The following is a 15437-nucleotide window of genomic DNA, read 5'->3' as shown; positions in this document are numbered from 1 at the left end:
TCTCGCCAGCCCCTGGGTGAAGGCCGTGCGGCGCGTGGAGAAGCGCTTCCCCAACCATCTCGACGTCGAGCTGGACCTCCGCGAGCCGGCCGCCTTCGTGCGCCTGCCCGACGCCAGCTACGCGATCGATCGCGACGGGGTGCTCCTGCCGCTCGAGTACGAGCGTTGGGACCACGACCAACGCCCCCTGCCGCTCATCTTCGGCGTCAAGACCGAGCCGCCCGCGCCGGGCAGCCGATGGAGCGACCCCGGCACCCTGGCGGCCCTGTCGGTTCTCCAGGCCATGGCCTCGGAACCCACGCTCCTGCGGCAGGTGCACTTCGTAGACGTGTCGAACCTGGACGGGGTGATAGACCCGCAACGCAGCGAGGTGCTGCTCTTCACGCGCCGCCGGGTGCGTGTGGCGTGGGGCCGCCCGCCCAACACCACCGCGTTCGGCGAACCCACAGTGCCCTGCAAGCTCGCGCGGCTGCGGCGCCACCTCTCGCGCCCGGTCGCGCTCTCGGATGGAACGTCCAGCATTGACCTGCGCTTCCCCGACGAGGACGAGGCGCTGGCGCGTCACGACTAGCCCAGGGAACGGAGCCAAGACCATGCCTCGACGCCGCGATGAGTATCTGGTGTCCCTCGACCTCGGCACGGCCACCACCCGCGTGGCCATCGGGTGCTGGCGCGCGGACGGGAGTCTGGTTCTCGAGGGCTACAGCGAGACGCCCACGCGCGGCGTCAACCGGGGCCTCATCGTGGACGCGGCCGCCGCCGCCGACACGGTGGCCGAGGCCATCGCCCAGGCGGCCGACCTCGCGCGCGTCCGCGTGTGCACCGTGCTGGCGCCCGTGGGCACGCCGTTCGCCCGCGCGTTCAACAGCCGGGGCTGCATCGGCATCACCCACGAGGACAAGCTGGTGCGCGCCTCCGACGTCCAGCAGGCCCTGGCCGCCGCCAACCGGGTGTCGCTCCCGAGCGATCGCGCCGTGGCCGAGGTGCACGGCCAGGGCTTCGCCGTGGACGACGTCCGGGGCGTGGACAACCCGATCGGCATGGCCTGCGGGCGCCTCGAGGCCGAGCTGCACGTGGTGTCCGACTCCCTCTCCGCGCACGCCAACGTGCGCCAGGCTGTCCGCAAGGCCGGCTACCACCTCGAGCGGATCCTCTACGGCCCCCTGGCCGCGGCAGAGGCCGTCCTCACCGCCGAGGAGAAGAACCTCGGATGCGCGCACGTGGACATCGGGGCGGGCAAGACCACCGTGTCCATCTACCTGGGCGGCTACCCGCGCTACACCCGCGTGCTGCCCATCGGCTCGCAGCACATCACGAACGACCTGGCCATCGGCCTCAATGCGTCGGTGGCCGACGCCGAGCAGGTCAAGCTCCGGTGCGGCCTCGCCGACCTCCGGCGGCCGCGCAACGGCGACACGTGCGAGACGATGGATGTGCCGCTCGCCGACGGCCATGGCCCGCAGGCGGTGCCGCTCTGGCGCGTCAGCCTGATCGTCCGCGCGCGGGTAGACGAGATCTTCGAGCTGGTGGCGCGCGAGCTGGACCGCGGCGGCTCGTCGGCCGCGGCCTGCCGCCGCGTGGTGCTCACGGGCGGCTTCTGCCGCATGGGAGGCGCCCTGGCTGCCGCGCACCGCGCGCTCCATCGCACCGTGCGCCTCGGCCGAGTCGAGATGCCTTCGATCCTCCCGCAGTTCCAGTCCGAGCCCGTCCACGCCGTCGTGCTGGGCGCGCTGGGGCGCGGCAGGTTCCATCGCGAGCAGAAGTCCGATCGGCGCTTCGAGGAGCGCGGCATGCGCACCATGCTCAAGCGGGTGGCCGGCTGGCTCTGAGGCGCCGGGGTCTGGAGAATCCTGTGTACCCCGTCTCACCCGGGAGCGTAGAAGAGAGGAACCATGGGAACAGGCGAGTACTCCGCGGTCGGGAACACCGTGCTGCTGATCGGCGTGGGCGCCGTGGGCTGTGAGCTGGCCGCGCGATGCACCGCGGCCCCGCTGCGCCGGCTCCTGAGCTTCGATGCCGACGCCCTGGCGTCGTACCCCGGCAACGAGACCGTGTGCCTCGCGGGCGAGCCCGAGAACACGGGCGACATGGACACGGACGCGATGGAGGAGTCGGCGGTGGACGCGGCCCTCCAGATCGTGGAGTCGGCCCGTCCGAGCAACGGCGTGGCCCTGATCCTGTGCGCCGTGGGGGGCCAGACGGGCAGCATCGTGATCCCCGCGCTCGCCAACGAGCTCAAGGCCACCCAGTGCACGGTGGTGGTGGTGGCTCTCGAGCCCCTGTCGTTCGAGGGGCCGAACCGCGCGGAGCTGGCGTCGCGCGCGGTCGCTTCGCTGGAGAATGTGGCCGATCTGGTTCTCGTGTTGCCCAACCGCCCGCTGGCCGAGCTGTGCGAGCCGGGCTGGCCCGTGGCCAAGGCGATCGCGAGCCTCAAGGATAGGACGGTGGAGGCCGTGGACCAGCTCACGCGGGCGCTGTCGTGCGCCTCGTGCGTGGGGCTTCAGCCGTCGGACCTGCGGCACTCGCTCAGCGAGGCGGGGCGCGGGGCGCTCGGCATCGGCGTGGGCGCCGGCGACTCGCGCGTCGAGAAGGCCATCCGCGACGCCTGCGCCAACTCCTTCCTCACCCAGGAGAGCTGCAAGCAGGCCTCGGCCGCCATCCTGCACCTGCTCGGCAGCAGCGATCTCAGCCTCCGGGAGGTCCACGCCGCCACCGAGCTGATCGGCCAGATCGTCGGCAGAGTGCCCATCCAGGTCGGCCTCAGCATAGACCGCTCGATGGGCGAGGAGATCCGGGCGACGCTGCTCGTCACCGGGGTTCGTCACCTGCCGGCCGACGGCGCCGGCGAGGGGCGCTCGGCCGCGGTCCCCCAGTCCCAGGACCTCGCCTTCTTCGAGGGCGTGAACCTCGACATCCCGGCGTTCCTGCGGCGAAAGCCCGCTCCACAGATCCACTGAGCGCGCCGGCGCGGCCGCCGGCCCCCCGCACGAGAGCCCAGGTTCGCTTGCGCGCGCGCCCGGAATCCGCTACACTCCGCCAAGCGAAGTCCGCGCCTCTTCTGGAGCCCTCTGCGCATGAGCGCGCCCCCTCCTGAGACCGGCGGGGCCCTGCCCTCTCTTCGTCTGCTGGTGCCGTGGGTAGCTTGTGCCGTCGCCGTGATGGCCCTCACCATCGGGCTGGGGGCCGACGGGGCGGACTACCCGACTCCGTTCGCGGTCGTCCATGCCTACCGGTTCTTCGTCGGGGCAGAGCTGTTCCTGCTGCTCGCCGTTGTGCCCCTGGCCGTCGGCCCCAGGCGTGCGCGGTTTGTGGACATGCTTCTCCTGCCCGCCCTGGCCGCGCCAGCGGTGGCGGCCACGGCCTGGGCGGCCGACTGCCGCTGGCCGCAAGTGGCCGCGAGCCAGGCGTATCTGGCCGTGATAGCGCTCTTTGTGACCGCCTACCTGGCGGCAGATCCCGACGGGCGGTTTCTCTCCTGGTACTGGCTCGCCCTTGGCGGCCTGAGCGCGGGCGGGCCGCTGGTGGGCTTCATCGTCGAGGACCTCCTGCGCGTGCCGCTGGAGTGGTTGTATGGGCTATCGCCATTCTGGATCGCCGACCGGATGAGCCGTCCCTGGGAGTTCGACTGGCGGCCGGATTGGGCGAAGGCCCTCGCGGCCGCGGGCTCGCTTCTGCTCCTGAGCGCCTGGCTCTATGCGGCCTCGTGGCGCCGCTCCCGCTTAACCTCCCCGGCGCGGCGGGTATACTAACGAGCGGTTGTGTCCCTCGCCCCGATGTAGCGGAGGTGCGGCCATGCCGGTGCGACGCGCCGTGTTTGCGGGCGATCACGGGTTCTACCCGTCGAATCGCGCCGTGCTGCTCCAGATGCTCGATGAGCTGATGCCGGTGCGCGCGGATGCGGCGCCGGCCGTCGCCGTGGTGGCGCCCCACGCAGGCTACATCTTCTCGGGCGGCGTGGCGGGCGCCGTGTACTCGCGGGTGGTGGTGCCCGACGACGTCATCCTGCTTTCCGTGAACCACGGGCGCAGCCCGGGCGCCGAGTTCGCGCTGTTCGACGAGGGCCGCTGGGAGACGCCGCTCGGCGACGTCCCCGTCGCCACCGAACTGGTCGCGGCCATCGCGACCGAATGCCCGATGGTCCGGGCCGATCCTCGGGCCCACGCCTACGAGCACTCGGGCGAAGTGCACCTGCCCTTCCTCAAGCACCGCAACCCGGGCGTCCACATCGCCGCCATCAACATCATGCAGTCCAGCCTGCCCGTGTTGCGCGAGTTCGGGCTGGCCCTCGCGCGCGCGGTGGGCCGGCTGGGGCGCCCCGCCCTGCTCGTCGCCAGCACGGACATGACCCACTTCGAGCCCGCCCTGGCGGCCCGCGAGCGGGACCACCTGGTGATTGACCAGATTCTGGCCCTCGACGAGAGGGCCATGTGGGACACCATCCGGCGGCATCGCATCTCGATGTGCGGGCACGATCCGGTGGCCGCGGGCATCGTGTACGCCAAGGCCCGCGGGGCTCAGGCCGCTGAACTGGTGGACTACAAGACCAGCGCCGACAGCGGATACGCCGGGCCCGAGGAGGTGGTCGGCTATGCCGGCATCATCATCCGCTGAACGAAAGGAACGGCCCATCGCCCCACGGCAGCCCAACCGGCTCATCTGCGTCGGATCCATCGCCTTCGACTCCGTGGAGACTCCCGACACCCGGGCGGAGGACCTGCTCGGCGGCTCGGCCACGTACTTCGGCTTCGCCGCCAGCCTCTTCGGCCCGGTGGGCCTGGTGGGCGTCGTGGGCGAGGATTTCCCCCAGACGCACCTCGAGGCCTTCCGGGCACGCGGCATGGACACGGCCGGCGTGCAGCGCCTCCCGGGCCGCACGTTCCGCTGGGCGGGGCGGTACCTGGACGACATGAATGTCCGCGAGACGACTCACCTCGAGCTGAATGTTTTCGAGCAGTTCGACCCGCAGCTCCCCGAAGCCTATCGCCGCTGCACCCATTGCTTCCTCGCCAACGGCACGCCCGCCATCCAGCACCGCGTCCTCGACCAGCTCCACAAGCCGCGCCTGGTGCTGGCCGACACGATGAACCACTGGATCGCCAACGCCCGCGCCGACGTGCTGAGCATGCTCCGGCGCGTGGACGGCCTGATCGTGAACGACGAGGAGGCTCAGATGCTCACGGGCAGGCGGAACCTGGTGGCGGCGGCGCACGCCATCGCCCGCCTCGGGCCCCGCATCGTCATCGTGAAGAAGGGCGCGCACGGGTCCCTGCTCCTCGTCGGCGGCCGCCTCTTCCTCCTCCCCGCGTTCCCCGTCGAGACCGTGCACGACCCCACGGGCGCGGGCGACTGCTTCGCGGGGGCCTTCATGGGCTACCTGGCGCGGGCCGGCCGCGCCACCCTGCCGAACCTCCGCCGCGCCGTGCTCTACGGCACCCTGGCCGCGTCGTTCAACGTCGAGGCGCTGGGCGTGGAGCGGCTGCGAACGCTGACGCTCGCGGAGGTCGAGGCCCGCGCCCGCGAGTTCGCCGGGATGCTCCGCGTGAGCGCCGGGGGGCTGCGATGAGAGCCTTCATCGCCGTCGAGCTGAGCGCCGAGATCCGCCAGCGGCTGGGCGAAGTCCAGGAACGGCTGCGCCGCGCCCCGTGCGGCGTGAAGTGGGTGAAGCCGGAGCTGATGCACATCACCCTCAAGTTCCTGGGCGAGACCGCGGAGAGCGCCGTCCAGGACGTCGAGGACGCCATCGCCCTCGCGGCGGAGGGGATCGCCCCGTTCGACCTGGCGGTGGCGGGCCTGGGCTCGTTTCCCGAGCATGGCGCGCCTCGCGTGATCTGGGCTGGGGTGCGCGATGATGGCTCCCTGGCGCAACTCAATGCCCGGCTCGAGGAGGGGCTGGCCGCTCTCGGCTTCGAGCCCGAGCGCCGGCCCTTCAGCGCGCACCTGACCATCGGCAGGGCCAAGGACCCGCGCGGCGCGGGCCCCCTGCGCGGCCCCCTGGCCCGCGAGGCGGCCACCCGCTTCGGCTCCTGCCGCGTCGAGGAGGTCGTCCTGATGCGCAGCGACCTCTCGCCGGCAGGGCCCACCTACACTCCCGTGCGCCATCACAGGCTCTGAGAAGGAACGCCCGCCATGGCCATCGGCAAGAAGCCGAAGAAGCTCTTCGTGGCCGCCACCCGCCAGGACCAGGGCAAGACGACCATCTCGCTCGGGCTCCTGGCCGCCTTCGAGGAGATGACCCCGCCCGTGGGCTTCATCAAGCCCGTGGGCCAGCGCTACGTCGAGGTGGACGGCGTGCGCGTGGACGAGGACGTTGCGCTCATGCGCGCCGTGTTCAAGCACGAGGTCGGGCTGGCCGACATGAGCCCGGTGACCGTCGGCCGGTCCTTCACGCGCGACTACATCCTGCACCCGAACCGCCAGAGCCTGGTGGACCGCGTGCGCGCGGCGTTCGAGCGCGTGGCCGAGGGCAAGAGCGCCGTGGTCATCGAGGGCACAGGACACGCCGGCGTCGGCTCGTGCTTCGACATGTCCAACGCCGAGGTGGCGAAGCTCCTGGGCGCCAAGGTCATCATCGTCACCGAGGGCGGCATCGGCGGCCCCATTGACGAGGTGATGCTCAACGCCAGCGTCTTCCACGAGCACGGGGTCGAGATCCTCGGCGTGATCCTCAACAAGGTGAGGCCCGAAAAGCTCGACTCCGTGGCGACATTCGTGGAGGAGGGCCTGGGGCGCAAGGGCATCGAGCTCCTCGGGGTCATCCCGCACGAGACGATCCTCTCGAACCCCACGATGAACCAGATCCTCAATGAGGTGGGCGGCGACCTCCTCAACGGCGACCGCTACCTCGCCAACGAGATCGAGACGGTGATCGTGGGCGCCATGACCGCGCACCGGGCGCTGGACTACATCTATCACAACAGCCTGCTGATCACGCCGGGCGACCGCGACGACCTGATCCTGGCGGCCATGAGCAGCTACGCGGTCGGCGAGGACAAGGCCAACTTCGTCGCCGGCATGCTCCTCACCGGCGGCGTGCGGCCCCACGAGAACATCGTCCGCCTCCTCCGCCGCACCAACATCCCCGTCGTGCTCGTCAAGGGCGACAGCTACTCGGTCGCCGCCGCCGTCAACAACCTCAAAATCAAGATTCAGCCGGTGGACACCAAGAAGATCGTCATGGCGCGGCGGCTCGTCAAGCGCTTCGTCAACGTCCAGCGCATTCTCGACGCTCTCTAGAGCCCGTCCAGGAATCCGCGCGAGGCTGCGACGCCTGCGGTCTCCGCCAGGAGAGCAGGGGCGGTTCCTCGGATTCCGGTGATCCCCACTTGGCCGCGACCGCGAGCCGTGCGGCGGGCGTGCAGCGCTCGCCTGGTCCGCCATAACCATCTATGCCGCAATGCTTTACGCCCGCCAGCAATACTCGCTCACATACTGGCTCATCGCACAGGTGAGCAGGAATGGCCGGAGGCCCGAGAACCGCCGATTCTCGGCCACCCGTCCATACTTGCTCATTTCCCTCCTCACTGGATTGAGCAAGTATGGGGAGAGCTGCCAGAGTTCGAAGTGCGGCCCTCAGGCCGCCTTCCCCGTGCGGGGCGATGCCCATACCACAAACCCACTCGGGGGGGAATGGCGTGAGGGTACTGCTCCGGCCGCGAACCAGTTGGCAGTGGCCGCAACCGTGCTGCGCCGGCCAGGGCCTCAAGCGCAGCCGCAAGCGTCCCGCTTGCGATGCACTTCGACACGCGAGACGCCTGTCGCTACACGGAGGAATGCAAACTGATTCGAGGCCGGAGCAGCAAGGCACCGCCGCCTGAAGGCGGGACTCCGAACGACTCCATAGCCTGTTGGTGTCCCGTCTTTGGGCGGTCTTCTCCTTTGGTGGGCGAGTGACCAGTTGCCTTGTCTTCACGCCATTCCGGTCGGGGGGCGGCGCCGCCACGCCCGCCGCCACGTCCTCCCGCGCCGACCCGCACGCGGCCGCGGCGCCCAAGTCCCACCCAGCGGCCGAGTCAGCGAATCGCCGTATTGACATTCCCACCAGTTCATAGTATTGTGACCCTAGGATCGGAGACCACAACCGGACCCTTGCCACCTGCCGTGCGGGGCCCGCCCCGCTGCCGGCGCACCGGGAAAGGAGGACCGAGATGTCGGGGAAGACGCAGTTCTGGCTCGGCTCACTGATGTTGGCCGCTGCCGTGGGCATCCTGGTCGGGGGCCTGCTCTATCCCAGGCCCTCGTACAGCCAGGACGTCGGCGAGGGCCGTTCGGGCAATTTCGCCCTGATCGCCAGCAACCTCCAGGGCGTTCGTCCCAAGTCGCAGATCGTCTACATCATTGACGATCGGAACGAGGTGCTCTACGTCATCGAGAACTCCGCGCTCAGGGGCAGCCCTGCCGAGCTGCGCGACGTAGTGGACCTCCGCGAGTTCAGCACCGGCCTTCAGAAGAAACGCGCGGAGAAGGCCAACCGCGTCAAGTAGCCCCTCTCGCAGGCCACGCCTCTGCCCCAAGGCGAGAGTCGGTGCTTGACTCGCCCATGAGCCGGTCCTATAATGCAGCGGCCCCGGGAGCTCGCGTCGTTCCCGGGGCCGCTGCTCATGTCGGGCGGCAATGAACTCCTTTCTCCGTCGGCGGCTCCAGCCGCTTCCGGGGTGATCCGTGCCCGAACCGAGCCAGGCGAAGCCATCTGAGGGCGTGGGACACCGCATCGTCCGCGCCATGTTCGTCATCATCTTCTTCCAGCTCTTCTGGAAGTTCGGCGGCCTGATCGTCACCCTCCTGGTCGGCTCGATCTTCGGCTCGGGGCCGGAGTCGGACGCCTATTTCTTCGTCACCGAAACGGTCGTCTTCCTCCTTCAGACCCTGTGCCTGAAGGTCTTCATCCCGGTCGTGGTGCCGCTGTTCAAGGAGGAGTTGCGCCAGCACGGCGAGGCCGCCGCCTGGCGCTTCGGCAGCACGGTGCTCAACCTCACGGCCCTCCTGCTCGGGGCCATCGTGGTGGCGGGCTTCGTGTTCGCGCCGCAGGTGCTGTCGCTGTTCGCCATGGGCTTCAACGAGCAGCAGCTCGCCCTCAGCTCGCGCCTGATGCGCTGGATGCTGCCCGGCGTCTTCGGCGTCTGCCTCGCCACGGTCACCTACGCCCTGCTCAACTCCTACAACGTCTTCGGCTACGCGGCCGCGGGCGACGGCGTGCAGAAGGTGGTGTGGGCCATCGCCATCCTCGGCGCGTCGTTCCTCGGCCTGGCGCTGCCGCGCATGCTCGATGCCCTGGCCGTGGGCTTCGTGGTGAGCACGGGAGCGGCGCTGCTCACCCACGTGGTGGGCCTGCGGTCGAAGCTCGCCCTCTATCGCCTCGGCCTGCCCGGGCTCCGCCTTCGCCGCGTGGGCATCGAGCTGGGCATCCTCGCCGCACACGCCGCCGCCCTCGGCGCCGGGCTGTGGGTCTGCGAGACGGTTCGACCGAGCCTGCCCAACACGGGCAGCCTCCTCGCCCTTCAACAGGCCGTGCTCGTCATCGTCGTGGCGGCCTACCTGCTCCTCCTCTGGTGGCGGGCACGGGGCAAGAGGACCGCCATGGCCAAGTTCGCCGCCCTCGCCGTGCCCCTCCTCTTCGGCATCCTGTTCGCCAAGTACCGCGACATCGTGACCAATCTCTTCGCCTCGTTCACGGGCACGGGCGTCTTCTCCGACCTCAAGTATGCCCGTAAGGTAGGCGAGGCGCCCAACACGCTGGTCATCGCCGCCCTCTCCATCGCCCTCCTGCCCCACCTGAGCGAGCTGGCCGCGGCCAAGCTCTGGGGCGACTTCGCCAACGTGATGACCAAGACCATCCGCGTCATCATCGCCTTCTTCGTCCCCCTCACCGCCCTGATGATCGTCCTCCGCCAGCCGATCATCGCCCTGCTCTTCGACCGCGGGAACTGGACGGATTACCACCTGATGCACGCGGGGGACGCCCTGGGGCTTTACATCCTGGCCCTGCCCTTCTTCGCCATCGAGAACCCCATCCAGCAATCGTTCTTCGCCATGCAGCGGATGTGGGCGCCCACGATCATCGGCTTCCTGGGCACGGGCTTCCACATCCTCTTCCTCTTCATCGGCATCGAGTGGCTGGGGTTCGGCTACTTCATCGTCGTGGCGGTCGTCTACGGCGCCGCCCGAGCCTTCAAGAACATCATCCTCCTGCTCGTCATGCGCTACCACGTCCGCATCCTCCCGTGGCGCCCGACCCTCATCTTCCTGGCGAAGGCCGCGGCCGCCACCGCGGGCGTCTGGGCCGCCGCCGAATTCACCTATCGCCCCCTCAAGCGATTGCTCCCCCTCGACCCCTATCGCCGCCGCGAGGTGATGATTGACACCTTCAACGTCGAACTGCGCGACTGGGAGGCGGACAATGTGGACGACTTCCGCATCCCCCCCCTCGACGATGCTTCGGCAACACGGGCCTTCCCGTGGCTTACAGACCGTCTCGCCAGGCCGACCCAGGGCGCGGCTAGCCCAAGGGCGATCCTGGCGGAGTACCGGCGCTCTCCACGGCGCACCGCGGGGCTGCGGCGCGACCTGGCTGGACTTGATCTGAGCAGAGCACCTGTCGTGCACGCCGTGATGGCAGCCTCCGAACCTACCGATCTCACAGTGTCCGTTGTTACCCGTGACGGCGCCTCGTACGCGGCCAGACCGCTACACGTCGAGCCCGGCGGGCCACAGCGGGTGCGGATGGACTTCGAGGACTCCTGCCCCAGGGACCTCCTGAGAACCGCGGCTGCCTTGTGGATCCGCGACACAACGCCCGTCAAACGAGTCCAGCACGCGCCGACGACGCTTCTGATTGGGGAGTTCCAGTTCGGCGATGTTGAGGGAGCGACAGGGGTCGGCGAACGCCTGGACGCCGGCCCCGGCGCCTGGCGCTTCTTCGAGAAGGGGGAACGCGGCCACGGCGTCCCGGCGCAAGTGGCCGACACTGGCGAGCGCAAAGACGAGCCCGAGATGGCGCTTCACCTGCCCGCATCCGAGGGACGCCGCACCATCGCAGGGGCGCGCCTCGAGTTCTTCCGCCTCGGAGCGTGCGACCGCCTGACGTTCAAGGCACGCGCCGACAAGGCCTGCCGCCTCGAAGTGAATCTACTGGCCCCCGGCCCGAAGAGCACCGACCCTGCCGACTGGGTGCAGATGACGGCGCCGATTGACATCAAGGCCAGTGGCACTCGCAAGGGATATTCGCTGCCGCTCTCCGCCTTCGCGGTCCCTGGCAACCGCGAGTTCCGCAAGGGCGAGTTCGCCGCCATCGAGTTTGCCGTGCCCGAGGGCGTGGATTTCTGGCTCGACAACGTGGCCTTCGTGCGAGAGGCGAAGGGGCCGAGGGTGGGGCGGGTGGCGGTGATGTATGAGGTGGGCAAGCTCATCCACGTCGCCGTGCCGTCGCTGGCGGCGTTTGTTGTCTTCGTCGTCCTCCTCTTCGCCCTGCGCGTCGAAGAGGCGCGCGAGGCGTGGGAGTGGCTCCAAGAGAAGGGGTTGAGGAGGATTGTAGGCAAGTTCCGCAAGAAGAAGCGCGTTGCGTGATACAAGGGATGGATGAATGGATGAGTGGATGGGTGTCTGACATTCATCCAATCATCCAACCGTCCACCCATCCGCGAGGAAACCGAATGAAAGCAGTGATCGTGTCAATCGGCGATGAGGTGCTGCACGGCGAAGTGGCCGACACCAACGCGGCCTGGATCGCCGAGCGCCTGCTCGAGCTGGGCGTCGAGCTCGCCTACCACACGTGCGTGGGGGACGTGGAGGAACACATCGAGCAGTCGCTCCGCTACGCGGCGAAGCGGGTGAACCTGATCGTGGCGACGGGCGGCCTGGGGCCGACTCACGACGACCTGACCCGCCACGCCGTGGCCAAGGTGGCCAGCGCGCCGCTCGAGCCCCACGAGGAGTCGCTGGCCGCCATCGAAGACCGGTTCCGCCGGTTCGGGCGGCCGATGCCCGCGCAGAACCGCATCCAGGCCATGATCCCCCACGGGGCGACGGTGCTGCCGAACTCGGAGGGCACGGCGCCGGGCTTCATCCTGCGGATCGGCGAGGCCCATGCGGCCTTTCTGCCGGGCGTTCCGCGCGAGATGAAGGCCATGTTCGACAAGAGCCTCGTCCCCTTCATCACCGCCCTGCCCCTCGAGCGAAGGGCGGTGCGCGTCGAGCGCCTCCACACCTTCGGCGTCCCCGAGTCCACCGTGAACGAGAGGCTGGGCGCGCTGGCGCTTCGGGGAGCGAACCCCCTCATCGGCCTGCGCGTCGGCGGCGGCGTGGTCTCGATCAAGCTCCTCGCCACGGGGCCGGACGCGCCGAGCGCCGAGCGGGTGCTGGGTCCGACCCTCGAAACGGTGAAGCAGCGCTTCGGCGACGCCATCTTCGGCACAGGCAATGAAACCCTTGAGCTGGCCACGGCGCAGCTCCTCGAGAGCCACGCCGCGACGCTCGCCATCGCCGAGTCGTGCACCGGCGGGCTTATCGGCCACCTGCTCACCAACGTGCCCGGCATCTCCCGCTTCCTCCTCGAGGACCTGGTCACTTACAGCAACGCGGCCAAGATCGAGCTGCTGGGAGTGCCCGCCGAGATGATCGTGGCGGTCGGCGCCGTGAGCGAGCCGGTGGCGGGTGCGATGGCGGAGGGCGCGCGGCGCCGGGCGAAGGCCGCCCTCGGCCTCTCCACCACCGGCATCGCAGGGCCCGACGGCGGCACCGCCGAGAAGCCCGTCGGCCTCGTCTACATCGGCCTGGCAACCGAGGCCGGCACGAAGGTCGAGCGCCTCACCCTCGTGGGCGGGCGCGAACTGATCAAGGACCGCGCCGCGAAGCACGCCCTCAACCTGCTCCGCCTGCACCTGATGGGGATGGGGGACTGGTCGAAGCGTGTTACGTGATGCGTGGGAAGACGTTGGACGGGTCGCTCGGCTTTCGTCTCGCGTATCACGCACCAGGGTGGAAGCATGCCTCGATACCGCCTCCTCGCCGTTGATATAGACGGCACCCTTCTCGACAGCGCCTCCCATCTGCGTCCCGCCGTGCGCGACGCCTTGCGCCGCGCGGTGGCCAGCGGCCTGCGCGTGGTGCTGTGCACGGGGCGCCGCTATCGCACCGCCATCCCCATTGCCCAGGAGCTGGGCCTCGCCCTCCCCCTCATCTGCCACAGCGGGGCCCTGGTCAAGGACACCGCCACCCACGGCACCCTCCTCGCCCGCCACATCGAGCGCGACGTGCTGGGCCTGCTCCTCGACTCCCTCGACGAGTTCGGCCTCGCGCCCATGGTCTACACCGACACGTTCGAGGTGCGCACCGACTTCTACCTGAGCCGCGGCGCCAGGCTCACGCACTACCACACCGACTACCTTCTCAAGAACGACGGCTGGTACCGCTTCGTCGGGTCGCTGCGCGACGGGCTCCCGGCCCCCGCCATCCAGGTCTGCACGTTCGGCGAACTCAGCGAGCTCCAGCGCATCCGCCCACTGCTGCGCGAGCGGCTGGCCGGACGCACCACCTGCCACCTGCTCAGTTCCGCGAAGTACCTGGGCAACTTCCTCGAGTTCCAGACCGGCACCGCCTCGAAGTGGGCGGCCCTGAGCGAACTCCTGCACGCCTTCCGCGTCGCGCCCGAGGAGGTGGTCGCCATCGGCGACGACGAGAACGACATCTCCATGCTCCAGGCCGCGGGCCTCGGCGTCGCCATGGGCAACGCCGCCTACCCCGTCAAGAGCGCCGCACACGTCGTCGCCCCGTCGAACGACGAGGATGGCGTGGCCTGCGTCGTGGGCGAACTGCTGGCCGAGGCATGACACGCCACTTGTCCCTTGCGTCCCTTGGACCCGCTCCATTCCTTCTTCCCATGCGAAAGGGCGTCCGATGAAGGTCTACCTCATGACCGACCTGGAGGGCGTGGCCGGCGTCTACACGTGGGAGGACCGCCAGGACACCTCCCTGGAGAACCAGGAGCGGCGGGCCCGTCAGCGACGCTGGCTGGCCCGCGAGGTGAACGCGGCGGCCGACGGCTTCTTCGCCGCAGGGGCCACCGAGGTGCTCGTGAACGACGGCCACGGCGCGGGCTACACGATTGACCTCGACGAGATTGACCCCCGCGTCGAGATCCTCCACGGCCACGAGCGCCCCTTCTGGCTGCCCCACATCGAGACGTGCGACGTGACCGGCCTCGTGGGCGCGCACGCCAAGGCGGGCACCCGCTGGGCCTGCCTGCGCCACTCGATGAGCGACCGCGTCCGCGGCTACTGGCTCAACGGCATCTCGATGGGCGAGATGGGCATGCAGGCCGCCATCGCCGGGCACTACGGGGTCCCCTTCGTCTTCGTCGCCGGCGACTACTGGGCGTGCCGCGAGATGCAGCGCCTGTGCAAGGGCTGCGTCGGCGTGGCCGTCAAGCGCGGCCTGAGCACCTTCTCCGCCAGGACTCATCCGCCCGCGAAGGCCCAGGAGCTGATCCGGGCCGGAGCCGCCAAGGCGCTGGCCGCCGCCCCCAGGGTGAAGCCCCTGCGGCTCGCCTCCCCGCTCCACTTCCGCTGCGAGATGAAGGACCCCGTCTACGACCCCGAGAAGCCGCCCGACGGCTTCCGCGTGGTGGATGCCCACGCCATCGAAACCACGGCCAGGGACATCATCGAGCTGTTCGTCAAGCTCTACAAGTACCCTCCTGACTTCCAACCGCGCAGGAGACCCCGCCATGCCGCACCCCCAGCCTGAGGCCAAGCCGCGCTTTCGCACCTTCTGGGGCCGCGCGCAGAGCTTCCAGTACGCGGGCCAGGGCGTCGCCTACATGCTCCGCACCCAGCACAACGCCTGGATCCACGCCGCCATCACCCTCGCCGTGATCGCCTCGGGGTTTGCCTTCGGCGTCTCCGCACCCGAATGGTGCTGGCTGATCCTCGCCATGGCCAGCGTGTGGACCGCCGAGTCGTTCAACACGGCGATCGAGATCATCGTGGACATGGCCTCGCCCGAGTGGCGTCCCGCCGCGGGACGGGCCAAGGACGTTGCGGCCGGCGCCGTGCTGCTGTGCGCCGCAGGGGCGTCGGTGGTGGGCCTGCTCATCTTCCTCCCGCGCGCGGCGGCCCTGGTCAGAGGTCTCCTCTAGGAGCCTGTCCAAGAATCCCCGTGGGCTGCGTTGCCGGCGTCAGCGGGCTGGAGGCGAGGCGCGGCGACGCAGGCGATGCCCTGGAATGCATCGCTGAGGAGCCGCAACGTGGCAGCCGGCCCGCTGACGCCGCAACCCGAAGGGACGCCGCGACTTCAGGCCGCCCGCTGTGTCGCTCGTCGTCCGCGATGCGCTCCGTTGCATCGCCTCCTCCTCGCTCCTTGCGTGCGGCCCGAATCGGCGGCGTCGCAGCCTCACGCGGATTCTCGGACAGGCTCCTAGCACTACAACGCTAGAAGACATTGAAGCA

Annotated in this window: 14 protein-coding genes; all 14 read left to right on the top strand. The window is 69.6% G+C overall.

Going from position 1 to position 15437, the window contains the following annotated elements:
• Positions 1-571 (top strand): hypothetical protein (locus tag PLE19_12400; protein ID HPD15747.1); only part of this gene is annotated, 571 nt, incomplete at its 5' end.
• A gap of 22 nt (positions 572-593) precedes the next feature.
• Positions 594-1829 (top strand): cell division protein FtsA, encoded by a 1236-nt coding sequence (gene ftsA, locus PLE19_12395; GenBank protein HPD15746.1) that lies wholly within the window; start codon positions 594-596, stop codon positions 1827-1829.
• Between the two features lie 63 nt (positions 1830-1892).
• Positions 1893-2957, top strand: a complete 1065-nt coding sequence (locus PLE19_12390) for a hypothetical protein (protein HPD15745.1) — start codon at positions 1893-1895, stop codon at positions 2955-2957.
• Positions 2958-3074: 117 nt separating this feature from the next.
• A complete protein-coding gene (locus tag PLE19_12385; protein ID HPD15744.1) occupies positions 3075-3749 on the top strand; it encodes a hypothetical protein in 675 nt (224 codons plus the stop codon).
• A 43-nt stretch (positions 3750-3792) separates the two neighbouring features.
• Positions 3793-4611: an AmmeMemoRadiSam system protein B gene (gene amrB / locus PLE19_12380; GenBank protein HPD15743.1), complete on the top strand. Its 819-nt coding sequence runs from the start codon at positions 3793-3795 to the stop codon at positions 4609-4611.
• Complete coding sequence (locus PLE19_12375; GenBank protein ID HPD15742.1) at positions 4589-5563, top strand: PfkB family carbohydrate kinase; 975 nt, start codon at positions 4589-4591, stop codon at positions 5561-5563. The genes amrB and PLE19_12375 overlap by 23 nt, the downstream gene beginning before the upstream one ends.
• Positions 5560-6111 (top strand): RNA 2',3'-cyclic phosphodiesterase, encoded by a 552-nt coding sequence (gene thpR / locus PLE19_12370; GenBank protein HPD15741.1) that lies wholly within the window; start codon positions 5560-5562, stop codon positions 6109-6111. The genes PLE19_12375 and thpR overlap by 4 nt, the downstream gene beginning before the upstream one ends.
• A 15-nt stretch (positions 6112-6126) precedes the next feature.
• Entirely contained in the window at positions 6127-7233 is a 1107-nt protein-coding gene (locus PLE19_12365; protein ID HPD15740.1) for an AAA family ATPase, read from the top strand.
• 911 nt (positions 7234-8144) lie between these two features.
• The gene (locus tag PLE19_12360; protein HPD15739.1) at positions 8145-8480 is read left to right on the top strand and encodes a hypothetical protein; all 336 of its coding nucleotides are present in this window, start codon (positions 8145-8147) and stop codon (positions 8478-8480) included.
• A 178-nt stretch (positions 8481-8658) separates the two neighbouring features.
• Positions 8659-11559, top strand: a complete 2901-nt coding sequence (locus PLE19_12355; protein ID HPD15738.1) for a lipid II flippase MurJ — start codon at positions 8659-8661, stop codon at positions 11557-11559.
• Between the two features lie 86 nt (positions 11560-11645).
• Positions 11646-12911, top strand: coding sequence for a competence/damage-inducible protein A (locus PLE19_12350; GenBank protein HPD15737.1), 1266 nt, complete (start codon positions 11646-11648; stop codon positions 12909-12911).
• A 66-nt stretch (positions 12912-12977) separates the two neighbouring features.
• On the top strand, positions 12978-13820 hold the full coding sequence (locus PLE19_12345) for a Cof-type HAD-IIB family hydrolase (protein ID HPD15736.1): 843 nt from the start codon (positions 12978-12980) through the stop codon (positions 13818-13820).
• A 67-nt stretch (positions 13821-13887) separates the two neighbouring features.
• On the top strand, positions 13888-14736 hold the full coding sequence (locus tag PLE19_12340; GenBank protein HPD15735.1) for a M55 family metallopeptidase: 849 nt from the start codon (positions 13888-13890) through the stop codon (positions 14734-14736).
• Complete coding sequence (locus tag PLE19_12335; GenBank protein HPD15734.1) at positions 14717-15127, top strand: diacylglycerol kinase family protein; 411 nt, start codon at positions 14717-14719, stop codon at positions 15125-15127. The genes PLE19_12340 and PLE19_12335 overlap by 20 nt, the downstream gene beginning before the upstream one ends.
• Positions 15128-15437: the final 310 nt, after the last annotated feature.

The organism is Planctomycetota bacterium, from assembly GCA_035384565.1.
Classification (GTDB): domain Bacteria; phylum Planctomycetota; class PUPC01; order DSUN01; family DSUN01; genus DAOOIT01.
The sequence above is the reverse complement of the archived record's forward strand: the minus strand, read 5'-3'. Positions and strand labels throughout refer to the sequence as shown.

Excerpts from the sequence above, each read along its gene's own strand:
- PLE19_12335 (HPD15734.1), top strand. The coding sequence starts at position 14,717 with ATGCCGCACCCCCAGCCTGAGGCCAAGCCGCGCTTTCGCACCTTCTGG.
- PLE19_12375 (HPD15742.1), top strand. The coding sequence starts at position 4,589 with ATGCCGGCATCATCATCCGCTGAACGAAAGGAACGGCCCATCGCCCCA.
- PLE19_12350 (HPD15737.1), top strand. The coding sequence starts at position 11,646 with ATGAAAGCAGTGATCGTGTCAATCGGCGATGAGGTGCTGCACGGCGAA.
- thpR (HPD15741.1), top strand. The coding sequence starts at position 5,560 with ATGAGAGCCTTCATCGCCGTCGAGCTGAGCGCCGAGATCCGCCAGCGG.
- PLE19_12345 (HPD15736.1), top strand. The coding sequence starts at position 12,978 with ATGCCTCGATACCGCCTCCTCGCCGTTGATATAGACGGCACCCTTCTC.
- PLE19_12365 (HPD15740.1), top strand. The coding sequence starts at position 6,127 with ATGGCCATCGGCAAGAAGCCGAAGAAGCTCTTCGTGGCCGCCACCCGC.
- amrB (HPD15743.1), top strand. The coding sequence starts at position 3,793 with ATGCCGGTGCGACGCGCCGTGTTTGCGGGCGATCACGGGTTCTACCCG.
- ftsA (HPD15746.1), top strand. The coding sequence starts at position 594 with ATGCCTCGACGCCGCGATGAGTATCTGGTGTCCCTCGACCTCGGCACG.
- PLE19_12385 (HPD15744.1), top strand. The coding sequence starts at position 3,075 with ATGAGCGCGCCCCCTCCTGAGACCGGCGGGGCCCTGCCCTCTCTTCGT.
- PLE19_12360 (HPD15739.1), top strand. The coding sequence starts at position 8,145 with ATGTCGGGGAAGACGCAGTTCTGGCTCGGCTCACTGATGTTGGCCGCT.
- PLE19_12390 (HPD15745.1), top strand. The coding sequence starts at position 1,893 with ATGGGAACAGGCGAGTACTCCGCGGTCGGGAACACCGTGCTGCTGATC.
- PLE19_12340 (HPD15735.1), top strand. The coding sequence starts at position 13,888 with ATGAAGGTCTACCTCATGACCGACCTGGAGGGCGTGGCCGGCGTCTAC.